The sequence below is a fragment of the Flavobacterium sp. J27 genome (genome assembly GCF_004303025.1).
Lineage (GTDB): Bacteria > Bacteroidota > Bacteroidia > Flavobacteriales > Flavobacteriaceae > Flavobacterium.
The window spans coordinates 84,105-98,601 of the sequence record NZ_PJQW01000015.1; the positions used below are offsets into that span (position 1 = coordinate 84,105).

Here is a 14,497-nt window from a genome sequence, read left to right on the forward strand (position 1 = left end):
GGTATATCCACCTGCACCACCAGTTGCCACGTTTACAGTTGCCGCACCGTTTGAACCGCCATTACAAGCCACATCGGTTTGAGAAGAAGCAGTAAGAGCTAAAGCTGTTGGTTGTGTAATGGTAAAGTTTACGGAAGTCGTACAACTGTTAGCATCCGTTACTGTACAAGTCCAAGTTCCTGCTGATAAACCAGTTACCGAAGGCGTTCCATCGCCAGTAGGGTTACCTGGAGTCCAATTATAAGTATATCCACCTGCACCACCAGTAGCCACGTTTACAGCTGCTGCACCATTTGAACCACCGTTACATGATACATCGGTTTGGGAAGAAGCGGTAAGTGCTAAAGTTGTAGGCTCTGTTATAGTTACAGAAGTTGAGGCACTACAGTTATTAGCGTCAGTAACCATTACATTATATGTTCCAGCTGCTAAACCAGTTGCTGTAGCTGAAGTAATTCCGGAAGGAGACCATGAATAGTTAAAAGGACCAGTTCCTCCAGTTGGCGTTACAGTAGCAGCACCATTTGTTCCTCCATTACACGCTACATTGGTTTGCGAAGATATAGAAGCAGTTAGTGTAGGATTTACATTAATAGTTATGGATCCACAAGTTCCAGGAGTTGTACAACCACCTTCACCTCTAATGTAATATGTTGTTCCCGATCCAGTTGGGTTAACAATAAACGTTGTTCCATTTGTTGTTCCAATTAATGAACCTCCACAAGAACCTGTGTAAACTCTCCATTCAGTAGCATCATTTAAATCACCCGTAATGTTCAAAGTTGCAGCAGCACCCTCACAAACTATGTTTGAAGATGCAGTTAATGTAGGTACTGAAGGTTCAATACAGCTAACGCCTTCAAATAAACGGAAATTGTCTATAGCCCATTCTTCATTGTTTGAATTATTTGAAAAAACTCTCAATCTAAGGCTTAAAGTTGTACCAGTTGCTGGAATTGATTTATCAAATTCATTAAAAATTTTCGTTAATAATACACCATCTCCAATATCATTACCAGTTGTATCTTCACGAAGTTGTTTAGTTGATACACCATCTGCAAAAAAAGCTATTAATCTAACATATGGCGCAGCATCAATAGAATACTCAACAATTATATAATCGGTATGTGAGAATGCTCCAACATTGGCATTTTCCCATTGATTACCTGAAGAAGACGCAGCAAATAAGCCTTTGAAAGTTAAATTTGTTTTTCCAGAGATATTTATTCCAGTAAAGTCAATTTGCTGTTCTTCATTTCCACTACCATATACGGCATCATGGTCTTCTCCTGCCCAAAAATATGAGCCTTGATACCCAGAATATGCACCGTCAGAGACAAAAGTTAAGTCTATATCTGAACCATCGGTGCGTTTAAAGTAAGCTGTATAAGGAGCAGGTGCCAAACCACTATTGTTTTCTGGTGTTCTTACTCCGCTACTTGGAGCACTAACATCTTCGAACGTATCGCTCCAAAACTGGGTTTGCGCATTTCCTTTTAATGAAAAGAAGGAAATGATAAATAAAAATAAAGTAATTTTTTGTTTCATATTCGTCTTTTTTGTGTTAATTTTTATACAAATATACTATTTAATTAAATGCTAAATTCATCAAATTCAATTTTGTATGTAATTGTTTTACAGTTTGTATGCCTTCTTGAGTTTGTATTATTGTAACACTTATATGTTGATTATCTGCGGTGGTAATATGAATTTCACTTTGGTCAACAATAGCTACAATTGTGCCTGGAAATATATTTTGGTGGGGTTTATTAATTATTCTGCCATCTATTATTTTAGCAGGTTGTCCTAAAAAAGTGGTGTCTGCTCCTCCATTCCAAGGATTACAAGCATGTATTAAAGCTACAATTTCATCTGCATCCATTCTTTTCCAATTAATATAGGTGTCAGATAGAGTAGGTTTTTCGTAATAATATGCCAATTCTTCATTTTGTTTAATGCTAGGAATTGAATTAGCATATTGCAACATATTAGCCATGTTAAGAGCTACTTGCGCTATTCTATTACTTAATTTTACAGTTAAACTACCATAAGTTTCAGTTTCATTGATATGAATAGGATCGTTAAAGATAATATTTCCTTCATCAAAACTAGAATTCATAAAATGAGCACAGATAGCGGTTTGTTTTTCTTGGTTTTTCAGAACTTCAAAAATAGGCATAACGCCTCTGTATTGTGGTAATGGTCCTGGATGAAAATTAATAAATTTTTCTGTTCCATAAGCTAAAACATCTTCTGGAATTAAAAAAGGAAAAGAAATGGAGAAAATATAGTCTGGTTTAATTTCATTAATCCAATCTTTCATTTCTTTCATTTTAGTTTTATTAGAAAAATGATTGAATTTTATCTGGTTATTTGCACACTCATTTTCTAATGCATCTGTAATTGTATTTGAACCTTTACCAATAGCAACTGCATATAAAAATTTTTCAAAAGCCAATAGTTGTAAGGCTTTGAAAGCAAATCTGCCACCACAGAGCAACAATATTTTTAAATTATTTTCCATTTTAAATACAAGTATAGCTGTTATACCATGCTGAATTTATATTTTCTAATTCAAAAGAAGCTAGTTTTTCAAATTCTTCTTTATAATGAGGGATACTCTTCTCTATTTCGATTTCACAAAAGCCATTTTTTTCAATAAGTTTTGCTTCAAATAGAGGACTTAAAGTCGTATTTGTTTTAGCTTCGAATGTAACTATACCTCTTGGACTATTAAATTTAAATTCTGCTAATCCAGAGCAAACATCAATTAAGTTATTTTTATGAAGATCTAATAAATCAAGTATTTTGTCAATTATTGAAGCACTTTCCCAACTTATTAGTGAAAATATATTTGGTTTTTTTCCAGAATTTTCCAAGGTTTCAATAAAAATTCTATTTTCTGGATTATTTATTTTTTTTGACCAAGAAATAATTCCTTTCACATTATTACTTGGGAAAACAGCTTGTTCGAGCATTGATTCTTCCATACCAAAAGGACTTAAATAGATAGGAACATTATGGTTTTTAAAGTGTTTCTCAATTTCTTTAAAATACCATTGTACAAAATCACCACTAAAAAGAGATAAAAGGGCTGTATTAGGATAGGTATTTAGATGAGATTGTAAAGGTTCCATACTAAAATCTTCTATTTTATAACCTGTTGCATGGTTAAAAACAATTTTGCCATTAAAATCTTCAAAACTTTTACTAATGCTATAGGTATGTAAATAACCTCCATCATAATAACCTGTTATTAAAGCTCCTTCATTAAATCCATCATTTACCGCTTTTTGAGCAGCAAGCCTTGCTCCTAATGCATTGTGTAGAGAATGATAAATAATATTTGGACAAGAAGGCCATTCGTTTGGTAAATTAGCACCTGCATCTAATACAAGTAACATTTTATTTGCAGCCAAAAATAGTGGTCTTAATAATTCTGCTGTTCTATGACCAATATAAGCTACAACAATACTAACATCTTCTTCTAATAATAGTTTTTCAGCAGCTCGGTAACATTGTTGTTTCTCGGCTCCAAATCCGATATTTTCTATTATGATTTTATACTCTTTGTTTTTTAAATTTTCTAAACCAAATTTAAGACCTTGATAAATATCAAAATTTATGGTTTCATAATAAGTAGATCTTGGTAAAAGAACTCCAATTTTTTGCATTTTTTATACTATTTATAAAGGAAACATTAAAGAATGTTTCCTTTATTTTTTAAAATGATATCTAAGTTAATTTCTACTTGGGAAAATTCCAAAAATTGCCATGGAATAATTAATGGTCAAATAAGGATTCATGGAATTAAATGGAATACTAGAACCTGTAGGATCTGTAGATCCTGTTATTTGAGTGCCTCCCATGAATACGTTTGGAGAAGCAACACTGCTGTAAGAATCTACATTACTTACTGCAGGATAGTTTCCATTAGGGGATTGTTCGTCTCCTAAATTACTGCTTGCTTGAATTTTAACATGTGCACTAATTAAAGTGTGAATATGTGCTGGAAGATTAGCAGATGTAAGAGTTACTGTTGTTCTACCTCCAACTTCTCCCATAGAGTAATCTGGTAGTCCAGGACCTTGTCCTTGTCCAATAGGCATTCTTCCTTGTAAATCTGGAATTGCAAAAGTAGTTTGTCCATTACCTCCATAGGTAGTGCCAATTAATGAAAATAGTGCAGAATATTGAGCGATTGAAAGGATTTGACCTGCACAAAGCATGTATCCTTTAGGAGCAAAATTAAAGCCAAAAATCTTAATTTCTCCTATGAAAGGTTCTGTAGACATAATAATATATTTTAAAAGTTAAACTAAAATTTATTTAATTCCTACTTGGGAAGATTCCATAGATAGCTATTGAGTAATTAATTGTTAAATATGGATTCATAATGTTAAATGGTAAACTACTTCCTGTTATGTCTGTCGTTCCACTTACTTGAGTACCTCCCATAAATGTATTCGCAGAAGGACCTGCACTGCTGTAATTATCAGCGCTTGATATGGCAGGATAGTTTCCAATTGGAGATTGTTCCTCTCCTAAACCATTGTATGCTTGAACTTTTACCTGCATAGCATTTAAGGTATGCACGTGTTGAGGAATATTTGATGTTAAAAGAGTTACATTGGTTGTTCCAGACAGTTGCCCCATAGTGTAACTAGGTAATCCTGGTCCTTGGCCTTGACCAATTGGCATTCTACCTCTTAAATCAGGTAAGGCAAAAGTGGTCTGACCATTACCACCATATGTTGTTCCTAATAATGAAAATAATGCAGTGTTTTGAGCGATAGACATAATTTGACCCATGCATAATTGATAACTTTGTGGAGCAAAATTAAAACCAAAAATCTTGATTTCTCCAATAAAAGGTTCTGTTGACATAATTGTAAAAATTTAATAGTTAATAATATTTCTACTAAAGTAATCAAAAAATGAATAGGTTAATACTTACAAAAATTCATTTTCTTAACACTTTGCTAAATTAAGTCATTCATAAAAAATAGATACCCGTAAAAATACCTGTTTTTCTATTCGGGTAATATTTTCTAAATTTTTAAACTAAATTTGTCTTTAAACAAAATAACTTAATTTTTTTATTATGGCAAATGACTTACCAAAGGATGTTATTCCTTTAGAAACTGCACAAGATTGGGCCAATAGATGGAACAAAGAAGGCGCTAACTATCTTTCAAAGAATGCATTGAAAGCTTTTTTAATTCCAGCAGCAGATGTTGAAGGAATTATAAAAGACGATAAAACATATCACATTAGAGGATATTTAGGTCTTGAGAAATTAAATGATGGTTCTTTAGAACCCCATATGATGGTTGTAGGAGTAGATAACAACAAAAACGACATGATTGATTATGAAAATGGATATTATATTTATGATTTTTCAGAACCATGTCCAAATACATGTAATCAAAAAGAACCATTTATAAGCAAATAATTTTGTTTGAAATTATTATATATATAGGATATTTTTTACTGGGTATTAACTTTATTTTATTTGCTATTAAATTAAATAAAAAAATGCCCAGATCCTTTTATATATTTACTTTTTATTTACTGGTAATGATTGTTATACAGTTTTTTACTAGTTATTTAAAAAGTATACATAAAAATAATTTATACCTTTCTCATTTTTATTTTATTCTTCAATTTATCTTATTAAGTTTTTTTTATTTAGAAATTATCAAAAATCCCTTCCAAAGAAAAGTAATTAAAATTGCTGTCCCATTTTGCTTAACTTTATTAGGTTTGCAATACTATTTAAATGAGGAATTATTACATAAATTTAATCTATTTGAAATTTTTGTCACTTCCTTCTTAATCATCATTTTTTCCATGTTTCATTTTTATAATATTTTAAATGAAAAAAAGAAATATTATTATTTAAACACTGGAATACTATTATATTTGTTTGGTAGTACCGTATTATTTATCTCTGGAAATTTAATTACTCGATTAGATTTAGCGCCAAGCAAAATAATTTGGATTTTGAACTCTGTATTGTATATAGTATATCAGGTTTTTATCTTATTAGAGTGGAAAGAGATTTTTTTAAATAAAGAAAAATTAGATTATGATAAATGATAGAGAATTAGTTTCAGCTATAGTTTATACCTTTATCGCTTTCATTTTATTGACAGTTTCCTTATTGGTTTTTATCTATTATTCTAGAAAAAAAATTATTCAGAAGGAAATTGAAAAGAAGGATTTAGAGATTAAATATCAAAAAGAAATGCTCAACGCGGCTATACTTACTCAAGAGAAAGAAAGAAAAAGAATTGCAAGAGACTTACATGACGACATAAGTTCTAAAATAAATATTATTTCATTAAACAGTCACTTCTTAACCGTTCCTAATCTTTCTGAGCAAGAAATTAAAAATATAACATCTAATATTGTTGATGTTTCGGCAAAAGTACTAGAAAGCACCAGAAGAATTTCGCACGATTTATTACCACCCATTTTTGAGGAATTTGGAATTCATGTCGCAATTGAAGAACTTTGTAATAATTATTCTAATGGAGAAGAATTAATCGTTAATTATCTTAATCCTTTAAAACAGGATATTTTTGATGAAATTGACAAGAAAAAACATTTGCATCTTTTTAGAATTATTCAAGAACTAGTTAATAATTCTATAAAACATGGGAAAGCAACAAAAATTGATATTTATTTGGAAAAGAAGAAAAAAAAACGATTATTAAAATATAAAGACAATGGAGTAGGTTTTGATATGAAAAAAGAAAATGCTAAAAAAGGATTAGGAATGAAAAATATAGAAAGTAGAGTAGAATTTTTAGATGGTAAATTTAAATTTGATAGTGCAGTTAACCAAGGAGTACAAGTAACTTTAAGTTTTTAATTAAATCAAAATATTTTGATTAAAATCGATCTACAATGAGCACTATAAAAATTATTTTAGCAGATGACGAACTTCTTTTTAGAAAAGGAATTCTTTTTATGCTTGAGAGAGAAAGCAATATCGAAATTATTTATGAAGCTTCTAATGGTGAAGAATTGGTCAATTATTTAAACGAAAATCAAGACAATTTACCTGATATTATTTTAATGGATTTAAAAATGCCTATGCTAAATGGTGTAGAAGCAACCAAAAAAGTTCATAAAAAATTCCCGGAAATACGAATTATAGCTTTAACAAGTTATGATACCAAACCATTTATCATCAATATGATTCAAGAAGGAGCTTCTTCCTACTTAGTTAAAAATGCCTCACCCAAAGAGATGGTTTTTACAATAAATGAAGTAGCTTCTAAAGGATTTTATTACAATGATTTAATTATGAATATTATTCATGAAGGATTAATTTTTGGAAGTAAAAAAACAAAAAGTAGTTTCGATGAAGAATATTTAACTACCAGAGAAAAAGAAATATTAGAACTCATTTGTGAACAATTAAGTACTAATGAAATTGCGGAAAAACTATTCATTAGCCCAAGAACTGTGGATGGACATAGAAATAATTTGTTGCTAAAAACAGAATCTAAAAATATAGCAGGATTAGTTGTTTATGCTATTCAAAATAAAATTGTTACTATAAAAAACATTACAAATAAAATATAATAGTCTTTTATTTAACTAAAATAATAGCTATTTGTGATACTTTTTAGATTCTTTGTAATACAATTTCTTATCTTTGAAAAAACTGTTATTGCATTGAAAAAATATCTTTACATAGTCCTTTTTTTATTCTCTTTTTCTGCAAAAGCTTCTTTTATTCTGTTGCCAATGGAAGCCAATGGACAACAAAATCATCTCAAAGCCTATGGAATTACCTATTGGGCTCTAGATAAAAATTACAAAGTAAGCTGGTTGCTTAATTATAGAGGAGGTTCTTTTCTATTGCCAGACGATAATTCTATTAGGAAAGAATGTCAAATACGTGGAGTCACTTTTGAAGTATTATCTGATGCTACTGCCAATTCAATTCTAGAAGAAATTAGTAGTCCTTCTCAGAATATGGAAACGGTAGTTTTAGAAAAAGCACCCAAAATTGCAGTGTATACGCCTAAAGGAAAACAACCTTGGGATGATGCTGTAACGATGGTTCTTACTTACGCAGAGATTCCATATACCGAAATTTATGACGAAGAAGTATTAAGCGATCAATTAGTCTTATACGATTGGTTACACTTACATCATGAAGATTTTACCGGGCAATATGGGAAGTTTTTTGGAATGTATCGAAATGCACCTTGGTATATTGAACAAAAAAAGGATGCCGAAAATTTAGCCAAGAAATTAGGTTATAACAAAGTATCAGAAGAAAAATTAGCAGTTGCCATCAAGATAAGAGATTATGTTATAGGAGGTGGATTTATGTTTGCGATGTGTTCGGCAACAGAATCTTTTGATATTGCTCTTTCAGCAGAAGGAGTTGATATTTGCGAAACCATGTTTGATGGTGATGCTAGTTCCCCAAATTATCAAGCTAAAATAGACTATAATAGTACTTTTGCTTTTAAAGATTTTATACTTGAAAGACAACCCACCATTTACGAATTTTCTGATATTGATACCTCTAAGGATAGAGGAACATCAAAACGGGTACCCTTTGAAAAAGATTATTTTACTTTGATGGACTTCTCAGCAAAATGGGACCCAATTCCAACCATGTTATGTCAAAATCATACACAATTAGTAAAAGGATTTATGGGGCAAACCACAGCTTTTGAATCTAAAACAGTGAAAGCCAATGTGCTTACTTTGGGAGAATGTAAAATTAATGGTGAAGCACGATATATTCATGGTACTAAAGGAAAAGGAATGTTTACTTTTTATGGAGGTCATGATCCAGAAGATTATCAACATCATGTAGGTGATGCGCCTACCGTACTAGATTTACATCCCAATTCTCCGGGTTATCGTTTAATTTTAAACAATGTTTTATTTCCTGCTGCTAGAAAGAAAAAACAAAAAACATAAATTATATTATTTTCTTGCAATTTTATTCCCAATGAATAACAGCCCAATTTTCTCTTTGTTGTTCATTTAAGAATGTCCATGCAATAAATCTACTGGTTTTATTTCCTTGTTGCATTTCTACCGTTTTAACTTCAACAGCATTTACTTTTTTTAGATGATTGTAAAACGGTTTTAAATTTTCTTTTTTGGATACCAAAGAGCTAAACCATAAACATTGTTTTTTAAAATGAACACTTTCATAAATCATATTGGTGATAAAAGCGAGTTCTCCACCTTCTGTCCATAATTCATTATTTTGGCCACTAAAATTAAGAATAGGCTTGCCTTCTTTGGCTTTACCTAAATTTTTTAACTTTCTTTGTGTGCCTTTTGTTGCTTCTTCTCTAGAGTTATGAAATGGAGGATTGCAAATAACAAAATCAAATCGATCGTTTTCGAGTATACAATTTTTAAAAACAGTTCTCTTGTTGGATTGAATTCTTAAAGTTACATTTTTTTGTAATGTAGCATTTTTTTCAACAATTTGCACACATGATTTTAAAGAAGGCACATCGGTTTCTGTTCCTACAAATTGCCAGCCATATTCGCTATTGCCTATAATAGGATAAATACAATTGGCTCCTACACCTATATCTAAGCCTTTTATGCTTCTCCCTCTTGGAATTTCATTTTTGCTGGATTCTGCTAATAAATCAGCAATATAGTGAATATAATCTGCTCTGCTTGGAATTGGCGGACAAAGATTAGTTTTTGGAATATCCCAAAAAGTAATATTATAATAGGCTAATAATAAACTTTTATTTAAAGCTTTTACTGCTTCTGGTATAGAAAAATCAATGGTTTCGTTACCATATTTATTTATAAAAACATAGTTCTTTAATATTGGGTTTACAGTTATTAATTCTAGGAAAGAATAACCAGAATTATGTTTGTTTCTTGTATGTAATTGTTTTTTTGTTTCCAATTTGGAAAAATTAATTTGTCTATATAATAATTTTGGATTCTAAGTTGCCTAATTCTTTAAAGAGGTCTTTTGTATTTAAATCAATAAATCGAATTCCTTTACTATATGTAAAGGTAAACTCTTCTTCAATTACTTCCATTTCATCAGTCATTGTATTGGTCATGGCAATTTTTACAAGATTTTTTTCAATGTCGTATTCGCTTTCTATTTCTGCACCAGCACCCACATCATAAGTAGAAAAATTAGATAAACGAATAGCATCATTTTCAAATTTAAAATCTAAAAAGGTATTTCCGCATGGACCATAACAAAACATACTCACTTTAATGTGATGCTCTTTTATTTCAATTTCTTTGGAACTATTTGTGTGCTCATCAGTAAAAAAATATTCTTGTGTTATGATTGACCTGTTTTGTGCCATTAATAAATAACTATCTTTAGTGTTTTGATATACTAAAATACTTTCTGATATTCCTGATGATTTATCTTTCTCTTGTATAATAATTACAGCATCTTCAGTTTCATTGTAATCTATAAAACCAAGATTGAAATTGATAATTTTGTATTGTTTTCCTTGATGGTCTTTTTCAATAGAAGCTAATAATTGTTGCGGTATTTTTGTTTTTATAGTATCTAAGATTGTAATTTCAACTTCTTTCAGGCTATCTTTTACAATTTCAATTTCGGTTTCTTCTTCAATAGTTTCTGTTTTTTCTTTTTTACAACTTATTATAGTAAATAGAAAAAATAGTAAGAATAGTATTTTTTTCATTTTTTAATTCAAATATAAATAAAAATCCCAATCTAATGATTGGGATTTCTATATAAGTAAGATAAACTGGTTTGACGTATTATTTAATTTTTTTAACGATAGCTGCGAAAGCTTCTTGGTGATTCATAGCTAAATCTGCAAGAACTTTACGGTTCAATTCAATGTTGTTAGCTTTGATTTTACCCATAAATTGAGAATAACTCATTCCGTGTAATCTAGCACCAGCATTGATACGCATAATCCATAATGCACGGAAGTTTCTCTTTTTTTGCTTTCTGTCACGGTAAGCATAAACCATTGCTTTTTCTACCGCGTTTTTCGCTACTGTCCAAACGTTTTTACGTCTTCCAAAGAATCCTTTGGCTTGTTTTAATATTCTTTTTCTTCTAGCTCTACTAGCTACTCTGTTTTTTGCTCTTGGCATAATTTTAAATGTTTTTTGTAGTAAGGCGGTTTTTAAACGCTTTTGAATTGTAATTTCAATTCGCCCACTCCAGGGTTATTAATTTATTTAAACCTAAACAACAAATTAAATAATATTCAATTGTTGTTTAATACTCTTCTCATCTGTTTTGTGAACCAAAGTAGAATGAGTTAAAGCTAATTTACGCTTTTTAGATTTTTTAGTCAAAATGTGACTCTTAAAAGCATGCTTTCTTTTAATTTTTCCAGAACCAGTAACTTTGAAACGTTTCTTAGCACTAGATTTTGTTTTCATTTTAGGCATTTTCTTCCTGTATTTAATTTGTCTTACTTATATCTTTTTATGCTCATTTTAATAGAGCACTTGTTTTTTATCAAAACTTATCAAATAATTAGGTTACACTATTTGAACAAGATTTTAATTTTTTATTTTGTCTTCTTTTTAGAAGCTAAATACATAATCATACGTTTTCCTTCTAAAACTGGTAATTGTTCTACTTTACCATATTCTTCAAGTTCTTGAGCCAAACGTAATAAAAGAATTTGTCCTTGTTCTTTATAAATAATAGAACGTCCTTTAAAGAATACAAATGCTTTTAATTTTGCTCCATCTTGTAAAAACTTAATGGCGTTTTTCTTTTTGAACTCATAATCATGTTCGTCGGTCTGAGGACCAAAACGTATTTCTTTAATAACAACTTGTGAAGATTTTGCTTTCAGCATTTTTTCACGTTTTTTCTGCTCATAAAGAAATTTACCATAATCCATCAATTTACAAACTGGTGGTTCTGCATTAGGAGATATTTCTACTAAATCCACTTCTTGCTCTTCTGCAAGACGCAATGCTTCACTAATTTTGTAAATACCTGGCTCAATGTTTTCACCTACTAAACGTACTTCAGGAACACGAATTAAATTGTTAATTCGATGTGTTGCTTTTTTTTCTTCGCGAGGATTATTACCTCTGTTGTTTCTAATTGCTATGGCTTTAAAAATTTAAGTTAAACTTAGAATTGTTTTAATGTCTTATTTATTTCTTCTTGAACTATCTCAGCAAAAGCCTCAACAGTCATTGTTTGATTAGATTTTCCGTCATCACCGTGTCTCCTTACAGAAATAGTACCATTTTTAGCTTCTTCTTCACCAACAATCAGCATAAATGGGTATTTTTGTGTTTCTGCTTCGCGAATTTTTTTACCAATAGTTTCATTTCTATTGTCTAACAGGGCGCGAATTTCGTGATTTTCTAGCAAATTTAAAACTTTTTCTGCATATTTTTCATATTTCTCACTCAAAGACAGTATAATAGCTTGCTCAGGCATTAACCAAAGAGGGAAATTTCCTGCTGTATGCTCTAATAAAATTGCGATAAAACGTTCCATGCTACCAAAAGGCGCTCTATGAATCATTATAGGACGGTGTAATTCATTATCACTACCTTTATAGGTTAATTCAAAACGTTCCGGTAAATTATAATCTACTTGTATAGTTCCTAATTGCCAACTTCTACCCAAGGCGTCTTTAACCATAAAGTCTAATTTTGGACCATAAAAGGCAGCTTCACCAGGTTCGATTACATAATTCAAACCTTTATCTCTTGCAGCACTAATAATAGCATTTTCTGCTTTTTCCCAATTTTCAACACTTCCTATATATTTATCTGGATTGTCTAAATCTCTCACTGAGACTTGAGCAGTGAAATTCTCAAATCCTAATGATCCAAAAACATAAAGAACTAAATCAATCACATTTTTAAACTCCGCATCTAATTGATCTGGTGTACAAAAAATATGAGCATCATCCTGTGTAAAACCTCTCACGCGTGTTAAACCGTGTAATTCACCACTTTGTTCATATCTATAAACCGTTCCAAATTCAGCATAACGTTTTGGTAAATCTTTATAAGACCACGGACGCGCGTTGTAAATTTCACAATGATGAGGACAATTCATTGGTTTTAATAAAAACTCTTCACCTTCTGCAGGTGTATGAATTGGTTGGAAACTATCCGCTCCATATTTTGCATAGTGACCAGAAGTAACATATAATTCTTTTTGTCCAATATGAGGAGTAACTACTTGTTCATAACCCGCTTTTTTCTGAGCTTTTTTCAAAAATTGCTCTAAACGATCACGTAAAGCTGCTCCTTTAGGCAACCACAAAGGCAAGCCTTGTCCTACTCTTTGTGAAAAATGAAATAATTCTAATTCTTTTCCTAATTTTCGGTGATCCCTTTTTTTAGCTTCTTCTAATAATTGAAGATATTCAGTCAAATCCTTTTGCTTAGGAAATGAAATACCATACACCCGTGTTAATTGCTTGTTTTTTTCATTCCCTCTCCAATAGGCACCTGCTACAGAAAGAATTTTCATAGCTTTAATAATTCCAGTATTTGGAATATGACCTCCTCTACATAAATCAGTGAAAGTAGCATGATCACAAAATGTAATGGTGCCATCTTCTAAATTCTCAATTAATTCGGTCTTAAATTCATTGTCCTTATACATAGCTAATGCTTCTGCTTTGGAAACCGAACGCATTTTGAATTCATGTTTTTCTCTTGAAATTTCTAAAACACGATCTTCTATTTTCTTAAAATCAGCATCTGAAATCTTTTTATCTCCAAAATCAACATCATAATAAAAACCATTGTCAATTGCAGGACCTATAGTTAGTTTTATACCAGGATATAATTCTTCAAGCGCTTGAGCCATAACGTGTGAAGTAGAATGCCAAAATGCTTTTTTCCCTTCTTCGTTATTCCAAGTGTATAATATAAGAGAACCATCGGTGGTCAGTGGAGTAGAGGTTTCAACGGTTGTACCATTAAAAGCAGCTGAAATTACATTTCTTGCTAAACCTTCGCTTATGCTCAAAGCGACATCCATAGGAGTTGTACCGTTTGCAAACTCCTTAACCGAACCATCCGGTAAAGTAATCTTTATCATTTGTTAAAATTTAATGAGGTGCAAATATAATACAATAGAAAAACAAACACAATATATATAGGTATACTATTTTCTTAAATTTTTAGTAGCAGATAAAATATGCGATTAAGAATTTTTGTCCCGCTTTTCGTTTTATCTTTTTATTTTTAGGGTTAAAAAATAAAAAGGATGTCACTACAATCGGGGCTATTAGAGTGGTTTTGTACTTTAAAAGTTGTTTTTCTTTTTTTACCTTATATATATAGTATAATAGTATTAAAGAATAGAATTTACTAAAAGAGGCTATATTTTTCCTTTGAGACAGAAAAGTTATATTTTTTTTGATTTGTAAGTTGCTTGAAATCAGGGTTAAGAAAAAAAGATAAAAAAATAGTTAAGAAAAGGTTAGGATTATAATAAAAAGATACTACTTTTGCACCCGCAATACAG

At 30.7% G+C, this 14,497-nt stretch carries 16 protein-coding genes; 5 read left to right on the forward strand and 11 right to left on the reverse strand.

What is annotated here, in order from left to right:
* The 5 genes from CX675_RS19915 to CX675_RS17620 form a co-directional block, all read right to left on the reverse strand.
* Nucleotides 1-1,548: SprB repeat-containing protein (locus CX675_RS19915; protein ID WP_205728648.1), on the reverse strand; the 1,548-nt coding region annotated here is incomplete at its 3' end.
* Between the two features lie 40 nt (nucleotides 1,549-1,588).
* The gene (locus tag CX675_RS17605) at nucleotides 1,589-2,524 is read right to left on the reverse strand and encodes a methionyl-tRNA formyltransferase (protein ID WP_240723684.1); all 936 of its coding nucleotides are present in this window, start codon (nucleotides 2,522-2,524) and stop codon (nucleotides 1,589-1,591) included.
* Between the two features lies 1 nt (nucleotide 2,525).
* Nucleotides 2,526-3,674, reverse strand: a complete 1,149-nt coding sequence (locus tag CX675_RS17610; protein ID WP_130736562.1) for an ABC transporter substrate-binding protein — start codon at nucleotides 3,672-3,674, stop codon at nucleotides 2,526-2,528.
* Between the two features lie 66 nt (nucleotides 3,675-3,740).
* Complete coding sequence (locus CX675_RS17615; RefSeq protein ID WP_130736563.1) at nucleotides 3,741-4,295, reverse strand: phage tail protein; 555 nt, start codon at nucleotides 4,293-4,295, stop codon at nucleotides 3,741-3,743.
* A gap of 34 nt (nucleotides 4,296-4,329) precedes the next feature.
* Nucleotides 4,330-4,887 carry a phage tail protein gene (locus CX675_RS17620; RefSeq protein ID WP_130736564.1) on the reverse strand — a complete coding sequence of 186 codons (558 nt, stop codon included), beginning with the start codon at nucleotides 4,885-4,887 and terminating at the stop codon, nucleotides 4,330-4,332.
* A 217-nt stretch (nucleotides 4,888-5,104) separates the two neighbouring features.
* Between CX675_RS17620 and CX675_RS17625 the strand changes: the two genes are divergently transcribed.
* The 5 genes from CX675_RS17625 (at nucleotide 5,105) to CX675_RS17645 (ending at nucleotide 8,961) form a co-directional block, all read left to right on the forward strand.
* Entirely contained in the window at nucleotides 5,105-5,455 is a 351-nt protein-coding gene (locus tag CX675_RS17625; RefSeq protein WP_130736565.1) for a hypothetical protein, read from the forward strand.
* Between the two features lie 311 nt (nucleotides 5,456-5,766).
* On the forward strand, nucleotides 5,767-6,102 hold the full coding sequence (locus CX675_RS20220) for a hypothetical protein (RefSeq protein ID WP_240723685.1): 336 nt from the start codon (nucleotides 5,767-5,769) through the stop codon (nucleotides 6,100-6,102).
* Nucleotides 6,092-6,880 (forward strand): sensor histidine kinase, encoded by a 789-nt coding sequence (locus CX675_RS17635; protein WP_130736567.1) that lies wholly within the window; start codon nucleotides 6,092-6,094, stop codon nucleotides 6,878-6,880. The genes CX675_RS20220 and CX675_RS17635 overlap by 11 nt, the downstream gene beginning before the upstream one ends.
* Before the next feature lie 35 nt (nucleotides 6,881-6,915).
* Entirely contained in the window at nucleotides 6,916-7,599 is a 684-nt protein-coding gene (locus CX675_RS17640) for a response regulator transcription factor (RefSeq protein ID WP_130736568.1), read from the forward strand.
* Between the two features lie 165 nt (nucleotides 7,600-7,764).
* Entirely contained in the window at nucleotides 7,765-8,961 is a 1,197-nt protein-coding gene (locus CX675_RS17645) for an asparagine synthetase B (protein ID WP_370277862.1), read from the forward strand.
* A 22-nt stretch (nucleotides 8,962-8,983) separates the two neighbouring features.
* Here the strand turns inward: CX675_RS17645 and rlmF are convergent, their stop codons facing one another.
* From rlmF to thrS, 6 genes are all read right to left on the reverse strand, one after another.
* The gene (rlmF, locus tag CX675_RS17650) at nucleotides 8,984-9,925 is read right to left on the reverse strand and encodes a 23S rRNA (adenine(1618)-N(6))-methyltransferase RlmF (protein ID WP_240723686.1); all 942 of its coding nucleotides are present in this window, start codon (nucleotides 9,923-9,925) and stop codon (nucleotides 8,984-8,986) included.
* A gap of 19 nt (nucleotides 9,926-9,944) precedes the next feature.
* A complete protein-coding gene (locus CX675_RS17655; protein ID WP_130736570.1) occupies nucleotides 9,945-10,697 on the reverse strand; it encodes a hypothetical protein in 753 nt (250 codons plus the stop codon).
* Between the two features lie 79 nt (nucleotides 10,698-10,776).
* On the reverse strand, nucleotides 10,777-11,121 hold the full coding sequence (gene rplT, locus CX675_RS17660; RefSeq protein ID WP_130736571.1) for a 50S ribosomal protein L20: 345 nt from the start codon (nucleotides 11,119-11,121) through the stop codon (nucleotides 10,777-10,779).
* A gap of 105 nt (nucleotides 11,122-11,226) precedes the next feature.
* Nucleotides 11,227-11,424 carry a 50S ribosomal protein L35 gene (gene rpmI / locus CX675_RS17665; protein WP_130736572.1) on the reverse strand — a complete coding sequence of 66 codons (198 nt, stop codon included), beginning with the start codon at nucleotides 11,422-11,424 and terminating at the stop codon, nucleotides 11,227-11,229.
* A 122-nt stretch (nucleotides 11,425-11,546) separates the two neighbouring features.
* Complete coding sequence (gene infC, locus CX675_RS17670; protein ID WP_130736573.1) at nucleotides 11,547-12,098, reverse strand: translation initiation factor IF-3; 552 nt, start codon at nucleotides 12,096-12,098, stop codon at nucleotides 11,547-11,549.
* 29 nt (nucleotides 12,099-12,127) lie between these two features.
* Nucleotides 12,128-14,068, reverse strand: a complete 1,941-nt coding sequence (gene thrS, locus CX675_RS17675) for a threonine--tRNA ligase (RefSeq protein WP_130736574.1) — start codon at nucleotides 14,066-14,068, stop codon at nucleotides 12,128-12,130.
* Between the last annotated feature and the right edge of the window lie 429 nt (nucleotides 14,069-14,497).

Coding starts and splice junctions, on each gene's coding strand:
- CX675_RS17605 (WP_240723684.1), bottom strand. CDS start 2,524: ATGGAAAATAATTTAAAAATATTGTTGCTCTGTGGTGGCAGATTTGCT.
- CX675_RS17610 (WP_130736562.1), bottom strand. CDS start 3,674: ATGCAAAAAATTGGAGTTCTTTTACCAAGATCTACTTATTATGAAACC.
- CX675_RS17615 (WP_130736563.1), bottom strand. CDS start 4,295: ATGTCTACAGAACCTTTCATAGGAGAAATTAAGATTTTTGGCTTTAAT.
- CX675_RS17620 (WP_130736564.1), bottom strand. CDS start 4,887: ATGTCAACAGAACCTTTTATTGGAGAAATCAAGATTTTTGGTTTTAAT.
- CX675_RS17625 (WP_130736565.1), top strand. CDS start 5,105: ATGGCAAATGACTTACCAAAGGATGTTATTCCTTTAGAAACTGCACAA.
- CX675_RS17635 (WP_130736567.1), top strand. CDS start 6,092: ATGATAAATGATAGAGAATTAGTTTCAGCTATAGTTTATACCTTTATC.
- CX675_RS17640 (WP_130736568.1), top strand. CDS start 6,916: ATGAGCACTATAAAAATTATTTTAGCAGATGACGAACTTCTTTTTAGA.
- CX675_RS17645 (WP_370277862.1), top strand. CDS start 7,765: ATGGAAGCCAATGGACAACAAAATCATCTCAAAGCCTATGGAATTACC.
- CX675_RS17655 (WP_130736570.1), bottom strand. CDS start 10,697: ATGAAAAAAATACTATTCTTACTATTTTTTCTATTTACTATAATAAGT.
- rplT (WP_130736571.1), bottom strand. CDS start 11,121: ATGCCAAGAGCAAAAAACAGAGTAGCTAGTAGAGCTAGAAGAAAAAGA.
- rpmI (WP_130736572.1), bottom strand. CDS start 11,424: ATGCCTAAAATGAAAACAAAATCTAGTGCTAAGAAACGTTTCAAAGTT.
- thrS (WP_130736574.1), bottom strand. CDS start 14,068: ATGATAAAGATTACTTTACCGGATGGTTCGGTTAAGGAGTTTGCAAAC.